This is a genomic window from Methylobacterium sp. 285MFTsu5.1 (genome assembly GCF_000383455.1).
In the GTDB taxonomy this organism is placed as follows: Bacteria; Pseudomonadota; Alphaproteobacteria; order Rhizobiales; family Beijerinckiaceae; genus Methylobacterium.
In genome coordinates this window covers 90346-105913 of the sequence record NZ_KB911278.1, presented here as the reverse complement: position 1 = coordinate 105913, position 15568 = coordinate 90346, and the positions used below count along the sequence as shown (strand labels likewise).

Annotated in this window: 19 protein-coding genes; 12 read left to right on the top strand and 7 right to left on the bottom strand. The window is 72.3% G+C overall.

Translation table 11 applies throughout. The annotated features are described in order from the left end of the window. Positions 1 to 333 precede the first annotated feature (333 nt). From H288_RS0115360 to H288_RS0115345, 4 genes are all read right to left on the bottom strand, one after another. The gene (locus H288_RS0115360) at positions 334 to 1200 is read right to left on the bottom strand and encodes a lysophospholipid acyltransferase family protein (RefSeq protein ID WP_020093464.1); all 867 of its coding nucleotides are present in this window, start codon (positions 1198 to 1200) and stop codon (positions 334 to 336) included. 4 nt (positions 1201 to 1204) lie between these two features. Continuing rightward, positions 1205 to 1720 carry a GNAT family N-acetyltransferase gene (locus H288_RS0115355; protein WP_012317649.1) on the bottom strand — a complete coding sequence of 172 codons (516 nt, stop codon included), beginning with the start codon at positions 1718 to 1720 and terminating at the stop codon, positions 1205 to 1207. After that, a complete protein-coding gene (gene tsaB / locus H288_RS0115350) occupies positions 1717 to 2391 on the bottom strand; it encodes a tRNA (adenosine(37)-N6)-threonylcarbamoyltransferase complex dimerization subunit type 1 TsaB (protein ID WP_026604975.1) in 675 nt (224 codons plus the stop codon). Before tsaB ends, H288_RS0115355 begins: the two co-directional genes overlap by 4 nt. Positions 2392 to 2679: 288 nt before the next feature. Then, a complete protein-coding gene (locus H288_RS0115345) occupies positions 2680 to 3246 on the bottom strand; it encodes a NifU family protein (RefSeq protein WP_020093462.1) in 567 nt (188 codons plus the stop codon). Positions 3247 to 3436: 190 nt separating this feature from the next. Between H288_RS0115345 and H288_RS0115340 the strand changes: the two genes are divergently transcribed. The 4 genes from H288_RS0115340 to H288_RS0115325 all read left to right on the top strand — a co-directional run bounded on the left by H288_RS0115340 (position 3437) and on the right by H288_RS0115325 (position 5652). Then, a complete protein-coding gene (locus H288_RS0115340) occupies positions 3437 to 3904 on the top strand; it encodes a hypothetical protein (RefSeq protein WP_042675064.1) in 468 nt (155 codons plus the stop codon). Between the two features lie 109 nt (positions 3905 to 4013). After that, positions 4014 to 4436 (top strand): DUF2934 domain-containing protein, encoded by a 423-nt coding sequence (locus H288_RS0115335; RefSeq protein WP_020093460.1) that lies wholly within the window; start codon positions 4014 to 4016, stop codon positions 4434 to 4436. Between the two features lie 154 nt (positions 4437 to 4590). Beyond that, the gene (locus tag H288_RS0115330) at positions 4591 to 5256 is read left to right on the top strand and encodes an HAD family hydrolase (protein ID WP_020093459.1); all 666 of its coding nucleotides are present in this window, start codon (positions 4591 to 4593) and stop codon (positions 5254 to 5256) included. Between the two features lie 189 nt (positions 5257 to 5445). Then, positions 5446 to 5652: a hypothetical protein gene (locus H288_RS0115325; protein WP_020093458.1), complete on the top strand. Its 207-nt coding sequence runs from the start codon at positions 5446 to 5448 to the stop codon at positions 5650 to 5652. 14 nt (positions 5653 to 5666) lie between these two features. Here H288_RS0115325 and H288_RS0115320 read toward each other — a convergent pair whose 3' ends face one another. The 3 genes from H288_RS0115320 to H288_RS0115310 all read right to left on the bottom strand — a co-directional run bounded on the left by H288_RS0115320 (position 5667) and on the right by H288_RS0115310 (position 6916). After that, a complete protein-coding gene (locus H288_RS0115320) occupies positions 5667 to 5954 on the bottom strand; it encodes a hypothetical protein (protein WP_020093457.1) in 288 nt (95 codons plus the stop codon). Between the two features lie 104 nt (positions 5955 to 6058). Next, positions 6059 to 6364: a hypothetical protein gene (locus H288_RS0115315; RefSeq protein ID WP_020093456.1), complete on the bottom strand. Its 306-nt coding sequence runs from the start codon at positions 6362 to 6364 to the stop codon at positions 6059 to 6061. A gap of 171 nt (positions 6365 to 6535) precedes the next feature. Next, on the bottom strand, positions 6536 to 6916 hold the full coding sequence (locus tag H288_RS0115310) for a DUF6481 family protein (RefSeq protein WP_020093455.1): 381 nt from the start codon (positions 6914 to 6916) through the stop codon (positions 6536 to 6538). 767 nt (positions 6917 to 7683) lie between these two features. Here H288_RS0115310 and H288_RS0115305 point away from each other — a divergent pair. The 8 genes from H288_RS0115305 (at position 7684) to H288_RS0115270 (ending at position 15535) form a co-directional block, all read left to right on the top strand. Then, positions 7684 to 7878 carry a DUF4089 domain-containing protein gene (locus H288_RS0115305; RefSeq protein WP_020093454.1) on the top strand — a complete coding sequence of 65 codons (195 nt, stop codon included), beginning with the start codon at positions 7684 to 7686 and terminating at the stop codon, positions 7876 to 7878. Beyond that, positions 7875 to 9275, top strand: a complete 1401-nt coding sequence (locus tag H288_RS0115300) for an AtzE family amidohydrolase (protein WP_020093453.1) — start codon at positions 7875 to 7877, stop codon at positions 9273 to 9275. Before H288_RS0115305 ends, H288_RS0115300 begins: the two co-directional genes overlap by 4 nt. Next, the gene (gene hpxZ / locus H288_RS0115295; protein ID WP_020093452.1) at positions 9272 to 9655 is read left to right on the top strand and encodes an oxalurate catabolism protein HpxZ; all 384 of its coding nucleotides are present in this window, start codon (positions 9272 to 9274) and stop codon (positions 9653 to 9655) included. Before H288_RS0115300 ends, hpxZ begins: the two co-directional genes overlap by 4 nt. A gap of 107 nt (positions 9656 to 9762) precedes the next feature. Further along, a complete protein-coding gene (locus tag H288_RS0115290) occupies positions 9763 to 11385 on the top strand; it encodes an ABC transporter substrate-binding protein (RefSeq protein WP_020093451.1) in 1623 nt (540 codons plus the stop codon). Between the two features lie 160 nt (positions 11386 to 11545). Continuing rightward, positions 11546 to 12499: an ABC transporter permease gene (locus tag H288_RS0115285; RefSeq protein ID WP_020093450.1), complete on the top strand. Its 954-nt coding sequence runs from the start codon at positions 11546 to 11548 to the stop codon at positions 12497 to 12499. Between the two features lie 14 nt (positions 12500 to 12513). Next, positions 12514 to 13449 carry an ABC transporter permease gene (locus H288_RS0115280; protein ID WP_020093449.1) on the top strand — a complete coding sequence of 312 codons (936 nt, stop codon included), beginning with the start codon at positions 12514 to 12516 and terminating at the stop codon, positions 13447 to 13449. Continuing rightward, on the top strand, positions 13446 to 14501 hold the full coding sequence (locus tag H288_RS0115275; RefSeq protein WP_020093448.1) for an ABC transporter ATP-binding protein: 1056 nt from the start codon (positions 13446 to 13448) through the stop codon (positions 14499 to 14501). The genes H288_RS0115280 and H288_RS0115275 overlap by 4 nt, the downstream gene beginning before the upstream one ends. An 8-nt stretch (positions 14502 to 14509) precedes the next feature. Next, positions 14510 to 15535, top strand: coding sequence for an ABC transporter ATP-binding protein (locus tag H288_RS0115270; protein WP_020093447.1), 1026 nt, complete (start codon positions 14510 to 14512; stop codon positions 15533 to 15535). Positions 15536 to 15568 lie beyond the last annotated feature (33 nt).

Below are 15568 nucleotides of genomic sequence, written 5' to 3'. Positions count from 1 at the left end.
CCAATAATTTCCGTCTGTTCCGGATTGCGGCCTAGCTAGCAGACGTGTTCCGGCCGCTCAATGCGTTGAATCATGTATTCTGACGGTGATTCCACCGGCTTACTCTCGCGCGGATCGGCGGATCCGCCCGGTCGAACAGCGACGAGCTGGTCTCGAAAGGATCAGACCCGTCCGGACCAGGCGTAAAATCTGGATCTGAGACAGGATTCCGTTCGCGTCCAGGAGCTTAGGCGTGGAAAAGCAGGCCGCGCGCGCCTCCCACGGTGCCGGGGTCGCGGGCGCGCCGGCTCCGGATCCCGACGCGGGAGCAGCGTCCGGCGCAGCGCCGAGGGTTCAGACCGGCGCGATCTCCGGCCCCTGGAGACCGATCCCCGGGGCGGCCGGCCGCGTGTCGGGTGCCGGGGCGGTGCCGGCGCCCGTGCCGGCGCCCCGCAGGGCCGCGCGCACCTCGGCTTCGGCGGCCGCGGTGGCGACCTTCCGGTCGGTGGTCGCCTCGAAGGGGATCGGCGCGCCCCAGACCACGTGCACGTCGATGGGGCCGCCCTGCACGAAGGTCGCGAGGTGCGGCACCAGCTCCATGTCGCCGTACCACGCGATCTCCGCGCGCTCGGCGCGCGTGACCGGCAGGCCGTTGCGCCGTGGATAGGCGATGGCGAGCGGCTGGAGGCGCACCCGTCCGCGCCCGGCCTCGGCCTGCAGCGCCGCGCGGGCGGCGCCGACGAGGGAGGAGCGGAACGGCAGGAGCCGGGTCCCGTCGCCGGTGGTCCCCTCCGCGAACAGGACGACCAGCTCCCCCTCGGCCAGGCGGTGGCCCATGGCGGTGCTGACGCTCGCGGTCGCGCCGCGGCGCTGCCGGTCGATGTAGATCGTCCGCTGGAGCCCCGCGAGGACGCCGATCAGCGGCCAGCCGGCGATCTCGGACTTCGCCACGAAGGAGAGCGGCCGCAGCGAGCCCACCGCGATGATGTCGAGCCACGAGACGTGGTTGGCGAGCACCAGAGCCGCCTCGCCGGGGGCCGGGGGCGTCCCGCTCTGCGTGACCCGCACCCCGAACAGCCACAGGAAGACGCGGTGGAACAGGATCGGCGCCAGGGTCGCGCGGCGGCCGAGGAGGCGCAGGGCGATCCAGTGGGGCGGTCCCAGCACAGCGAAGGCGAGGGCGAGGGCCGCGACGCGCCAGGCGATGCCGAGGCGGCTCACGGCGTCACAGGTCGGCGCTCATCGTCAGCGCGGTCGCCCGGCTGCCGTCGGCCTTGAGATAGTAGCCGGTGCGCGAACCGACCTGCCGGAAGCCGTGCCGGGCGTAGAGCCGCAGCGCGGGAGCGTTGCCCTCGTCGACCTCCAGATGCACCCGGGCGACGCCGTCGAGGGCGAGGCTCGCCAGGTGCTCGCGGAGCAGCTTGCGGCTGTGGCCGCCGCCGCGCAGAGCCGGGGACAGCACGACCGTCAGGATCTCGGCCTCGTCGGCGGCCCGGCGCGAGAGCACGAAGCCCTGGAGGACGCCCGCGCGCCAGAGGGCGTGCGCGTGGGTCGAGCGCTCGCAGAGCATCCGCTCGAACTCGTGCGCGTCCCAGGGCCGCGCGAAGGCGGTCGCGTGGAGGCGGGCGAGGGCAGGGGCCTGCGCGGCGTCGCGGAGCGGCGCGACGTAGGGCTCCGGGGTCAGCGCGTCCCACCACGCGAACCACCAGTCGAAGGGCCAGAAGGGCAGCGGGCGCGTCATCGCCGTGCGATCCGCGCGTGGTCCTGCGGCCGGGCATCCGGCCCCCGCAGGTAGAGGGGCCGCGCCAGGGCCTGCGCCGGGTCGGCGACGAGGCCGAGGGAGGCCACCGCCGCGATATCGGGACCGCCGACATGGGCGACGCGCGCCGCGACGCCGCGTGCGGCGAGCGCGGCGGCCAGCATCGGCGCGCCGGAGCCGGTCAGCACCACCGGGCCGTCGCCCAGCTGCTCGGCCGCCGCCTCGACGGCGAGATGCGCGGGCGCGAGGCCATCGCCCGGCCCGAGGGCCTGCACGTAGACGGCGCCGTGGCGGGCGTCGATCACCGCGGCGATCGTGCCCGCGACGGTGTCGGCCAGGAGCGGCGCGAGGAGCGCTGAGAGGGTGCCGACGCCGACGACGGGCTTGCCGGTCGAGAGGCCGATGGCGCGGGCCGCCGACAGGCCGACCCGCAGCCCGGTGTAGCTGCCGGGTCCGACCGTCACGGCGACCCGGTCGATCGCCTCAAATCCGCCCTCGACCCGGGCGATCACCCGCTCGATCAGCGGCAGCAGGGATTCCGCGTGGCCGCGCGCCATGGGCAGCGACTCGGCGGCGAGGGGCGCCTCGGACTCCTCCGCCATGACGCAGGCGGCGCAGGTGTCCAGCGCTGTGTCGATGGCCAGGATACGCACGCTCACTCCCACAGGCCGGTCCGCGCCGACGGTTGCCTCCCTGCGCCGCGACGGGCGCGAAGAGCCTCCAGCGTTAGAGCAAAACCGCCGCCTCGTCAGCGGCGGGGCGCCCGCACCGGGCGGATCACCGGTGGAGTGTTGCCGGCTTGCGCCGGTGCGCGCCCGCGGCCTCGGACGGGTCCGGCGCACCGGCCCCCGGCTCCGCCGCGAAGGCGGGAGCCGGGGGGCAGCCGAGTGCCGTTCCGGCCCTCCGGCGTGCCGCCCGCACCGCGGCGCGGGCGCAAATCCTCAGATCGCCTGGACCTCGCGGATCTCCGGCAGGAAGTGCCGGAACAGGTTCTGCACGCCATGCCGCAGGGTCGCCGTGGAGGACGGGCAGCCCGAGCAGGCCCCCTTCATCTCCAGATAGACCACGCCCTCCTTGTAGCCGCGGAAGGTGATGTCGCCGCCATCGCCCGCCACCGCCGGGCGCACCCGGGTCTCGAGCAGGTCCTTGATGGTCACGACGGTGTCGTGGTCCGCCTCGTCGTAGAACTCGTCGCCCGGCTCGATCTCGCCGTGGCCGCCCTCGGCCATCACGGGCGCGCCGGACTGGAAGTGCTCCATGATCGCGCCGAGCACCGCCGGCTTGACCTGCGCCCAGTCCGAGCCGTCCTCGGCCTTGGTCACCGAGATGAAATCGTGGCCGAAATAGACGCCCGCCACGCCCGGGACGGTGAACAGCGCCGCGGCCAGGGGCGAGCGGGCGGCGGCCTCGGCGTCCCGCGCCTCGAAGGTCGATTCCGCCAGCACGACGCGGCCGGGCAGGAACTTCAGGGTGGCCGGGTTCGGCGTGGCTTCGGTCTGGATGAACATGGTGGCGATACTCCGCTGCGCCGGTTCAAGGCCGGCCGGGACAGGCGCCGCGAGGCGCCGCCTCCCATGTGGACCGGCGATCGGATTTTCTCAACCTGTCGTCCGGTCCCGCCGGCGCGCGAGAGTGGACATTCGGCCGACGGCGCGACAGGACGAACGCCGTCGAACGCCAGAGGAGCCGGCAGTGGACATGACCGCGGACCAGACCCTCGCGCAGGACTTGCTGAAGGATCTGCGCGAGGCCCAAGCCAAGCTGGACGCGGCGCGCGCGGAAGCGGCCTCGCTCAAGGTGCTGCTCGCGCTGCGCACGCATCAGCACGACCAGGCCTGGCAGGAGGGGCAGCGCTTCGCCGCGGCGCTCGCGGAGGCGCAGACCCGCGCGGAGGCGGCCGCGACCGCGCGGGCCGAGACGCAGGTGGACGCGCAGGCGAACGCGGCCGCGTCCGAAGCCGCTGCGATGGCCGACGAGCGCACCGAGGCGGTCCGGATCGTCCTGGGCGCGGTCCTCGCCAGCATCGGGCACCGGGCCCTCGACCGGCGGCGCTTCCAGGACCTGATCGCCCGGGCCGGCCGCGAGGCGCCGGATCAGGGTCCGGGCGCGGCCCGGCACGCCGTGCTGCTGACCGAGGCGCGGCGGGTGCTGGGGATCGCCCAGTAGGGCGGCCCGAAGCGCGCGCGCACCGCGACCGGTCGCCGGCGGCAGGGTTAACCGACGCTTAACCCGGCTCTCCCATCGTCGTCCCCGGGACGGACAGGAGATCGACCGCATGCTGATCAGCGAGCACCACGTGCGCGAGTGCGCCTACTACATCTGGGAGAACGAGGGCCGGATTCACGGGCACGCTGCGGCCCACTGGATCCGCGCCGAGTCCGAGCTGCGCGCGAACGCAATGCTCGCCGCCGCCGCGTCCGAGACGGTCGAGGCCGCCAAGCCCGTCGAGGCCTCCGCGAAGGCCGCGCCGGTGAAGACCGCCGCCAAGCCGGTCGCCAAGACCGCTGCCACCAAGACCGCCGCTGCCAAGCCCGCCGCCAAGACCGCCGCGTCGAAGACCGCCGCTGCCAAGCCCGCGGCCGTGAAGGCCGCCGCGAAGCCGGCGGCCCCGAAGCCCGCCCGCGCCTCCAAGGCCGCGGTGACCGCCGGCCTCGCCGCCAAGGCGAAGCCCGCCCGGACCCCGGCCTCGATGCACTGAAGGGTCGGCGCCGCGGCGCCACCACGGCCTCTCCCGGAGCCCGCCCCTCGCGCAGGGGCGGGCTTCCGTCGTTCGTGGGCCCGGCGCGGAACAGGCCGGGCGCCGGTAGGTTGTCCGGCCTGATGCGGGCGCAGGGCTCCGCGACGGGGCTGCGATGCGCGCGGTGATCTTCGACATCGACGGGACGCTGCTCGACAGCGTCGACCTGCATGCCCGCGCCTGGGTGGAGGCCTTCGCGCATTTCGGCGTGGAAACCGGCTTCGCCGAAGTCCGCCGGCAGATCGGCAAGGGCGGCGACGAGCTGATGCCGGTCTTCCTGTCGGAGGAGCGGATCGCGCGGGAGGGCGAGACCATCGAGGCCTACCGCTCCGACCTGTTCAAACGGCGCTACCTGTCCGAGGTCCGGCCGTTCCCGGGTGTCCGGCCGCTGTTCGAGCACATCCGCTCCGCCGGGCTGAAGATCGCGCTCGCCTCGTCGGGCAAGCGCTCCGAGGTCGAGCACTACACCGAGATCCTGGAGATCGGCGACCTCGTCGACGTCGCCACGAGCTCGGACGACGCGGACCGGTCCAAGCCGCACCCCGACATCTTCGAGGCCGCCCTGGCGAAGCTCGACGGCGTCCCGCCCGACGCGATCATCGTCGTCGGCGACACCCCCTACGACGCCGAGGCCGCCGCGAAGGCGGGCCTGCGCACCGTCGGCCTCCTCTGCGGCGGCTTTCCGGAGGCGGACCTGAGGGCGGCCGGCTGCGCGGCGATCTACCGGGACCCCGAGGATCTGCTCGACCGATTCGCGGAGTCGCCGCTGACGGGCGGCTGAGCGCCGGCCCGGCAAGCGGATTCCGCGGCGGGTCCGGCATCATCCACACATTCCCGCCGCGCTGTTGCAGCGCGGTGACGCGGAGCGATGCCGGCTACGTATTCACGCGAAAAGGACTGGTGCCCGTCGATCGAAAGGCGTAGCGACCCGCCCGCCAATCTGGACTCCTTCGAAGGACGAGCGCCTCGCATGCCCCAGACTCACCAGGCCAGCCCGGCACCGCGCTTCGTACCGGTCGCCAAGTCGCTGCCGGAGCAGATCGCCGACGCGGTCGAGAGCCGGTCGACCCCGCTCAGCCAGCTGCTCCGCCTGATGGCCGCCCTCGACGCCGAAGGCGGTAACGAGGCCCTGCGGCTGCGGCTCCGCGCCCGGATCGGCGCGCCGCTCGACGCCTGACCCCGCGTCGCGGGTCAATGCCGCCGGTGCCGATGGCGCCGGCCACCCCGCTTCGCCGCCGGTGCGGCCGCCTTCGCGACGCGGTCCATGCAGGCGAAGTAGATCCGGCGCCCGATCTCCTCAAGTTCGAGACCCTGCGGGTTGGGCGCCGAGAACACCTTCGCGCGGGCCTCGTTGCGGCAGGCCGCGTCCTCCGGGCTCCGGATCGGCGGCTCCGCGCGGGCGGCCCCGCCGGCCAGGGCCGAGACGATCCAAGTCGCTGCCACGATCGATACGCGCGTGCTTGCCAGGGTACTCGGCATACTGACGTTCGGACCTCACTCGCTCGAGACACAGATAGAGCGTCTCGATCACCCGTGAAGCTTGGTCAGAGTGCGGGCTCCGGCAATAATCGACAGCCTTCGCGTCAGGGCACGATCCAGCGGCACGGCCCCCCGCCGGCGACGGTCAGGCACTCGTAGGGCGCCCCGCCGATCAGGGCCCGCTGCTCCACGGTGCCGATGGCGCTGCGCGGGATCCGCCGACAGCCGGCCTCCGTGGGGGCAGGGCCACCGCTGCCCGAGGCCGCGTCGATCCGCCGGGCGGCGATCAGCGTCTCGCAGGCCATCACCGAGTCCGCCCCCTGCGCGCGGGCCGTCCGGGGCGCGACGGCGAAGGGCAGCGCGGCGAGGACGAGGACCGCGGGGAGAACCAGTCGGGATCGGGAAAGCATCGCGGCCTCGGCTGCCCGCGCCGGACGGGCGCGTCGCGGTTCGGCCGCCCTCAACGCGTTGCCGCGCGCGTTGGTTGCCGGGTGCGGACACGCCCCCCCGAACGCGACGACGCCCGCCTTGCGGGCGGGCGTCTTGGGCGTCCGAAGCTCGGGTGAGCCGACGGCCTGCGCTCAGCGCTTGGTCTTGACCTTCGCCTTGCGGGCCGCGTAGCGCGCGTCGCGCTGGGCCTTCTTGGCGGCCAGGTCGGCCGACTTGCGCTCCTGCGCGGCGGCCAGCTCGGCGGCCTCGCGGGCGATCTGGGCGGCGAGTTCCGCCTCCTCCCGCTGACGCTTCTCCTCGGCGGCCTTCCGCTCGGCGGCGATCCGGGCGGCCTCGCGCTCGCGGGAGCGCTCCTCGCGGGCCTTGGCGACCTCGGCGCGGGCCTTCGCCTTGGCGATCACCTCGGGGTCGTCGGACGGGGGGCGCGCCTTGAACTTGGCCAGCAGGGCGGCCTTGGCGTTCTGCGAGTTCTGGCGACGGTCGTCGAAATTCCTGTAGTCGAATGCGCTCATCTGACCTTTCTCAGTTGGGTACGTCTCGCGTGTCGCGGGGACATCCGGCGGGGCCGGGCACGTACGGAGTCTGCAGGTTCCGACGCCATCCCCGCGCCCCGGAACCGCACCGATCCACCGGCTGTACCGATGGTCCGACCCGAGCGTTCGGCCTGCGTCTGAACGCTCGGGTCGGACCATTGTTCGAAGATCGCAGAGCCCTTAAACAGAGCTTCACACGAGATGCAATCGGCGAGACCTGCGCAGGCGGCCGGTCCGGCGACAATCCCGGCCCACTCTGTAAGAGTTTCGACCCGCGGTGCGGAAATACCTCAGGCCGGCGGCCGGCAGAGGCTTTGGTGCTCGACAGGTGGGCGCGCATCCATCCCCTGGACTTGCCTGCCAGCCCTAGATGGGTCGCGCGCCGGGCGAAGACAAGATTCGTGTTCGCCCGGCGCCCGTCGCGCAGCTGTCCGCTGGACGGACCTATACTTCCATCACAAGGCAGACCTGCAAAATCGACAGCGTATCCGTTGCCGAACCTTCGATCCCGCAAAGGGTCGCGATTCCGCTCCGGCGCACGGGCGTGCCCAGAAAAGGTCCTCCCGCCGCCGCCTAATTCTTGTGCATGCGGATCGGAGCGCATCGAATCCATCGCCAGCACGTCCCTGTCTGCCTATGATCTAGGCACGCAGGCGCGCCGGTTCGCGGCACTGCGCGCGGGCTCGCGGCACAGGGCCTGCTTGCCGCGATCGATCGCGTCCCGCGCGATCGGCCTGAGGAGTTCCATGTCCGAGACCCGCCCCCCGTACGATCCCGAGAGCTACGCCGCGGCCGCGGCGGCCCTGCTCGGCCTCACCCTCGACCCCGCGTGGATCGCCCCGGTGACCGCGAATCTGCGCGTCCTGGCCGCGGCGGCCGAGCTGGTGGAGGCTTTCCCGCTCGCCGACGAGATCGACGCGGCCCCGAGGTTCGAAGCGTGAGCGCGAGCGATCCCTCGACGGCAACGGCGATCGCCGCAGCGATCGCCGATGGCCGGACCACCGCGCGGCAGGCCGTCACGGCGGCGCTCGACCGGATCGGGCGCCTCGACGACCGGGTCGGCGCCTTCACCGACGTGCTGTCCGCCCGCGCCCTGGCCCGGGCCGACGCGCAGGACGCGGCGCGCCGCGAGGGGGCGTTGCCGGGCCCGCTGGCCGGCGTGCCGTTCGCGGTGAAGAACCTGATCGACATCGACGGCCTGCCGACCCGCGCCGGATCGAAGATCAACCGGGAGCGGCCGCCGGCCGAGCGGGACGGCGCCCTGGTCCGGCGCCTGGAGGCCGCGGGGGCGATCCTCGTCGGCGCCCTCAACATGGGTGAGTACGCCTACGACTTCACCGGCGAGAACATCCACGACGGCGACGCCCACAACCCGCACGCCCTGGATCACATGACCGGCGGCTCGTCGGGCGGCTCGGGCGCGGCCATCGCCGCCGGGATGGTGCCGCTCACGCTGGGCTCGGACACGAACGGCTCGATCCGCGTCCCCGCCGCGTTCTGCGGCTGCTACGGTCTCAAGCCGACCTACGGCCGGCTGACCCGCGCGGGGAGCTTCCCCTTCGTGGGCAGCCTCGACCATCTCGGCCCGATGGCCCGGAGCGTGACCGATCTCGCGCTCGCCTACGACGCCATGCAGGGCCCCGATCCGGACGATCCGGTGGCGACGCTCCGCCCGGCGGAGCCGGTCCTGCCGCGGCTCGAGGCGGGGATCGACGGCCTGCGCGTCGCGGTGGCCGGCGGCCATTTCGCCCGCAACGGCGATCCGGAAGCCTTCGCGGCGGTGGCGCGCGCCGCCGAGGCGCTCGGCGCGCGGCGCACCGTCGAGCTGCCGGAGGCGCACCGCGCCCGCGCGGCCGCCTACCTGATCACCGCCGCGGAGGGCGCCACGCTCCACCTCGACCGTCTCCGCACCCGGCCGCAGGATTTCGACCCGGCGGTGCGCGACCGGCTGATCGCCGGGGCAATGATCCCGGCGCCCCACGTGGAGCGGGCGCAGCGGTTCCGCCGCTGGTACCGGGCGCGGGTGCTGAAGCTGTTCGAGACCGTCGACGTGATCCTGGCCCCGGCCACGCCCTGCCGCGCGCCGAGGGGCGGCCAGACCCACTTCGTCCTCGACGGCGTGACGCTGCCGGTGCGCGCCAATATCGGCGTGTTCACGCAGCCGGTCAGCTTCATCGGCCTCCCGGTCGTGGCGGCGCCGGTCCGGCTCGACGCCGGTCTGCCGCTCGGCGTCCAGATCATCGCCGCACCCTGGCGCGAGGATCTCGTCCTGCGCGCGGCGCGCTATCTCGAACGGACCGGCGTCAGCACGGCGCCCATCGCGGAGCTTGCCCGATGATCATCGACGATCCCGCCGTGAAGGCCGAGGTCGCGGCCGCGTTCCGGGCCTACGAGACGGCGCTCACCACCAACGACGTCCCGACCCTGGAGGCGCTGTTCCGGGACGATCCGCTGACCATCCGCTACGGGATCGGCGAGAACCTCTACGGCATGGACGCGATCCGCGCCTTCCGCCGGGCCCGCTCCCCGGTGGGCCTGGAGCGGACCCTGGCGCGGACGCAGATCACCACCTACGGGCGCGACTTCGCCACCGCGATGACGCTGTTCACCCGCGCCAGCGCACCGGGGAAGATCGGTCGCCAGAGCCAGACCTGGGCGCGCTTCCCGGAGGGCTGGCGGGTGGTCGCAGCCCACGTGAGCCTGATCGACGCGGACTAGCCGCGGAGCGGCCCGCGCCCCGGCGGGGGCGTGTGGCCGCGGGCTTGCATACGGTCGAGCGTATTCCGCGCCGTCTGGCGCGGACCAACGCGAGTACCCGACCCAAGATGCTGTCCCGTCTGAGAAAACTCGGCGCCCGTGGCGCGCTGGCCGGTGCCCTGGCGCTCTCCGCGAGCACCGCTGCCCTCGCGCAGGGGACGCTGCGGATCGGCATGACCGCCTCCGACATCCCGCTGACCACCGGCCAGACCGACAACGGCGGCGAGGGCATGCGGTTCATGGGCTACACGGTCTATGACGGCCTCATCAACTGGGACCTGTCGAGCGCCGAGCTGGCCTCCGACCTCGTGCCGGGACTCGCGACCAGCTGGGGCGTCGACGCCACCGACAAGACCAAGTGGACCTTCAAGCTCCGGCCGGGCGTGAAATTCCACGACGGCTCGGACTTCACCGCCGACGCGGTAGTCTGGAACCTCGACAAGCTCCTGAAGGCCGACGCGCCGCAATACGACCCGCGCCAGTCCGCGCAGGGCAAGACCCGCATCCCGGCGGTCGCGAGCTACCGGGCGGTCGACCCGCTGACCGTCGAGATCACCACCAAGGCCCCCGACGCGACGCTGCCCTACCAGATCGCCTGGATCATGATGTCGTCGCCGGCCCAGTGGGAGAAGCTCGGCAAGTCCTGGGACGCCTTCGCCAAGCAGCCCTCGGGCACCGGCCCGTGGAAGCTGACCCTGTTCGCCCCGCGCGAGCGCGCCGAGATGGTCCCGTTCAAGGAGTACTGGGACAAGGACCGCGTGCCGAAGCTCGACAAGCTCGTGCTGATCCCGCTGCCGGAGGCCAACGCCCGGACCGCCGCCCTCCGCTCCGGACAGGTCGACTGGATCGAGGCGCCCGCGCCGGATTCCGTGGCCTCGCTGAAGAGCGCCGGCTTCACCATCGTCACCAACGCCTACCCGCATAACTGGACGTGGCACCTGTCGCGGGTCGAGGGCTCGCCCTGGAACGACATCCGCGTGCGCAAGGCCGCGAACCTCGCCATCGACCGCGAGGGTCTGAAGGAGCTGCTCGGCGGCCTCGCGATCCCCGCCAAGGGCTTCATGCCGCCCGGTCACCAGTGGTTCGGCCACCCGACCTTCGACATCAAGTACGACCCGGAGGCCGCCAAGAAGCTGCTGGCCGAGGCGGGTTACAGCGCGGCCAAGCCACTGAAGCTCAAGGTCGCGATCTCGGCCTCGGGCTCAGGCCAGATGCAGCCGCTGCCGATGAACGAGTTCGTCCAGCAGAACCTCGCCGACGTGGGCATCCAGGTCGATTACGAGGTCGTGGAGTGGAACACGCTGATCAACATCTGGCGGGCCGGGGCCAAGGCCGACATCTCCCGCGGCGTCTCGGCGATCAACTACTCGTACTTCATCCAGGACCCCTTCACCGGCTTCATCCGCCACCTGCAGTGCAACTTCGCCCCGCCGAACGGCACGAACTGGGGCTATTACTGCGATCCGGCGATGGACAAGCTGTTCGATCAGGTCCGCAACACCTTCGACAAGGCCGAGCAGACGAAGGTCCTGGAGAAGGTCCACGAGAAGTACGTCGACGACGCGCTGTTCATCATGATCACGCACGACGTCAATCCGCGCGCGATGAGCCCCAAGGTGAAGGGCTTCGTCCAGGCGCAGAACTGGTTCCAGGACTTCTCGAAGATTACGATGGCGACCGCGGGGCGGTAGCGTAACGGGGCGCCTCTCTCCTCCCCCTCGTGGGGAGGAGCCGGAGGTGGGGGTGGTGCAGGATAGGGCGTTGCGGTGCCTCCTGAACCACCCCCACCCCTGACCCCTCCCCACAAGGGGGAGGGGAATAGTCTCGGCTGAGTAGACAACAGGCCCTTGAATGCTGCTCTACATCCTCAAACGACTGGTCTACGTGACGCCCGTGGCGTTCGGGGTCAGCGTCGTCTGCTTCCTCCTCGTCCACCTCGCACCGGGCGATCCCCTGAGCGCGGTCCTGCCCGCCGACGCCACCCAGGCCACCATCGACGAGATGCGGTCGGCCTACGGCTTCGATAAGCCGCTGCCGGTCCAGTACCTGATCTGGCTCTGGCACGTGCTGCACGGCGATCTCGGCACCTCCATCGCCACCGGCCGCCCGGTGCTCGGCGAGGTCAGCCGCGCCGTGGTGAACTCCCTGATCCTCGCCTCGGTGGCGACCGTGATCGGCTTCACCTTCGGCACCCTGTTCGGCTTCGTGGCGGGCTATCACCGCAACTCGCTGGCCGACCGGGCCGCCTCGGCCGTGTCGGTCTTCGGCGTGAGCGTGCCGCACTACTGGCTCGGCATGGTCCTGGTGATCGTGTTCTCGGCCAATCTCGGCTGGCTGCCGCCCACCGGGGCCGGGCCCGACGGCTCCGGAAACTGGCGGCCCGACTTCGAGCACCTGCGCTACCTGATCCTGCCGGCGATCACGATGTCGGTGATCCCGATGGGCATCATCGCCCGCACGGTCCGGGCGCTGGTGGCCGACATCCTGTCCCAGGACTTCGTCGAGGCCCTGCGCGCCAAGGGCATGGACGAGCGCGGCGTGTTCCGCCACGTCGTGCGCAACGCCGCCCCGACCGCGCTCGCCATCATGGGCCTGCAGCTCGGCTACCTGCTCGGCGGCTCGATCCTGGTCGAGACCGTGTTCGCGTGGCCGGGCACCGGCTTCCTTCTCAACGCCGCGATCTTCCAGCGCGACCTGCCCCTGCTCCAGGGCTCGATCCTCGTGCTGGCGATGTTCTTCGTGCTCCTCAACCTGCTGGTGGACGTGATGCAGACCGCCCTCGACCCGCGCATCGAGCGCGCTTGAGCCGGAGCCCGACGATGACCGTTCCCGTCACCGCGGCCTCCGTGGCCCTCGACGGCGGCGTCCTCGCCGCCGAGGACGTGACCCACGGGCCCGAGGCCGCCTTCGCCCCGTCGCGGGGCTTCTGGGGCCATGTCGGCCACCGGCTCGTGCGCGACCCCGTCGCCATGGGCGCGGGCGCCGTGATCCTGATCGTCGTGCTGATCGCGATCCTCTCGCCCTGGATCACCCCGATGGACCCCTACAAGGGCTCCATGCTGCGCCGCCTCAGGCACGTCGGCGACGCCACCTACTGGCTCGGATCCGACGAGCTCGGCCGCGACATGATCAGCCGGCTGATGCTGGGCTCGCGGCTGTCGCTGTTCATCGGCGTCACGCCGGTGCTGATCGCCTTCGTGATCGGCTCCGCGATCGGGATCCTCGCCGGCTACGTCGGCGGCTGGACCAACACGATCCTGATGCGCACCATCGACGTGTTCTTCGCCTTCCCGTCGGTGCTGCTGGCGATCGCGCTGTCCGGGGCGCTCGGCGCCGGCATCTTCAACTCGATCGTGTCGCTGACCTGCGTGTTCGTGCCCCAGATCGCGCGCGTCGCCGAGAGCGTCACCACGGGCATCCGCAAGCGCGACTACATCGACGCCGCCAAGCTGTCGGGCGCCTCGGCCCTGACGATCATGCGCGTGCAGGTGCTCGGCAACGTCGTCGGGCCGATCTTCGTCTACGCGACCAGCCTGATCTCGGTCTCGATGATCCTGGCCTCCGGCCTCTCGTTCCTCGGCCTCGGCGTGCGCCCGCCCGAGCCCGAATGGGGCCTGATGCTCAACACCCTGCGCACCGCGATCTACGTCAATCCGGTCGTGGCCGCCCTCCCGGGCGTCTGCATCTTCATCGTCTCGATCGCCTTCAACCTGTTCTCGGACGGGCTCCGGTCCGCCATGGAGATTCGCCAGTGAGCGTCATCCCGGACGCCCCCGACCCGTTCGCCCGCGACCGCGGCGGACCCGCTCAGCCGCTCCTGTCGGTCTCGGGCCTCGTCAAGCACTTCCCGGTCCGCAAGGCCGGGGGCAAGAAGCAGGTCGTCCGCGCGGTCGACGGCGTCGACTTCGATGTCCTGAAGGGCGAGACGCTCGGCATCGTCGGCGAATCCGGCTGCGGGAAGTCGACGACCGCCAAGCTGCTCATGGGCCTGATCGAGCGCGATTCCGGCACGATGCTGTACGACGGCCAGCCGGTCGGCGAGCGCGCCATGCCCTGGCGGTCCTACCGCCGCCAGGCCCAGATGGTGTTCCAGGACAGCTACGCGTCCCTCAACCCGCGCATGACCGTCGAGCAGTCGATCGCCTTCGGCCCGAAGGTCAACGGCGTGCCCGCCCGCGAGGCGGTGGAGCGCGCCCGCGGGCTGCTCGCCCGGGTCGGGCTGGAGCCGAAGCGCTTCGCCGGCCGCTACCCGCACGAGATCTCCGGCGGCCAGCGCCAGCGGGTGAACATCGCCCGCTCGCTCGCCCTGGAGCCGCGGCTGGTGCTCCTCGACGAGGCGGTCTCGGCGCTCGACAAGTCGGTCGAGGCGCAGGTCCTGAACCTTCTCCTCGACCTCAAGGCCGAGTTCGGCCTGACCTACATCTTCATCAGCCACGACCTGAACGTCGTGCGCTTCATCTCCGACCGGGTGATGGTGATGTATCTCGGCCGGGTCTCCGAGATCGGCCCGTCCGACACGGTGCTCGACGCGCCGGCGCACCCCTACACCGAGGCGCTGCTCGCCTCGATGCCGTCGCTCGATCCCGACAACCGCACCCAGGCGGCGCTACTCGCGGGCGACCCGCCGAACCCGATCGACCCGCCCCCGGGCTGCCGCTTCCACCCGCGCTGCGCCCTGGCGGAGGACGTCTGCGGCCGGACGAAGCCGCCCCTCGACACGATCCGGCCGCTGCACCGCGTCGCCTGCCTCGCCCGCCAGCCGGGTTCCGGCCATTCCGCGGCGCCCGCGGGCGCGCTGGCAGCATGAGCACCCCGATGTCCGGTTCAGAACCCGCGGTCGCCCTCGAGAACCTGCGCGTCGCCTTCGGCAAGGTGCAGGTCGTCGACGGCGTCGACCTGAGCCTGGAGCGCGGTCAGGCGCTGGCGCTCATCGGCGAATCCGGCTCCGGCAAGAGCGTGACCCTGCGGGCGATCCTGCGGCTGTTCCCGGAGGGGCGCAGCCGGATCGAGGGCGGCATCCGGGCCGCCGGCAAGGACGTGCAGGCGCTGACCCGGCGCCAGCTCGCCGATTTCCGCGGCGGCGACGTCTCGATGATCTTCCAGGAGCCGCTGCTCGCCTTCGACCCGGTCTACACGGTCGGCCGGCAGATCACCGAGGCGATTCTGCGCCACGAGACGATCTCCAAGGACGCGGCGCGGAAGCGGGCGCTCGCCCTGTTCGAGCGGGTGCGGATCCCGAGCCCGGAGCGGCGGCTCGACAACTACCCGCACGAGATGTCGGGCGGCATGCGCCAGCGCGCCATGATCGCGCTGGCGCTGGCCTGCCGGCCGCAGGTCCTGCTCGCCGACGAGCCGACCACGGCGCTCGACGCCACGGTGCAGATCCAGGTCCTGCTGCTGCTCCGCGAGCTGCAGCGCGACCTCGGCCTGTCGATCGTGATCGTCACCCACGATCTCGGCGCGGCGGTCGAGGTCGCCGACCGGATCGCCGTGATGTACGCGGGCAAGATCGTCGAGACCGGCACGGCGCATCAGGTGGTGCTGAACCCGCACCACCCCTACACGATCGGCCTGCTGCGCAGCCGGGCCGAGGGGGCGCTCGCCAAGGGCTCCCGGCTCCAGACCATCCCCGGCAGCCCGCCCGACCTCGCCAACCGCCCGCCGGGCTGCCCGTTCGCGCCGCGCTGCTTCCTGGCCGAGGAAAGCTGCCGCCGGGAGATGCCGCCGGTCGCCGAGATCGTCCCCGGCCACCGCGTCGCCTGCTGGCGGACCGAGGAGGCCTCGGCGGCCTACCGGGCCGGCCCGACCCCGGTGCGCGCCGCCGAGCCGGTCCCGGCCTGACCTCGACGCCCCCGCGCCGAGGCTTTATCCGGC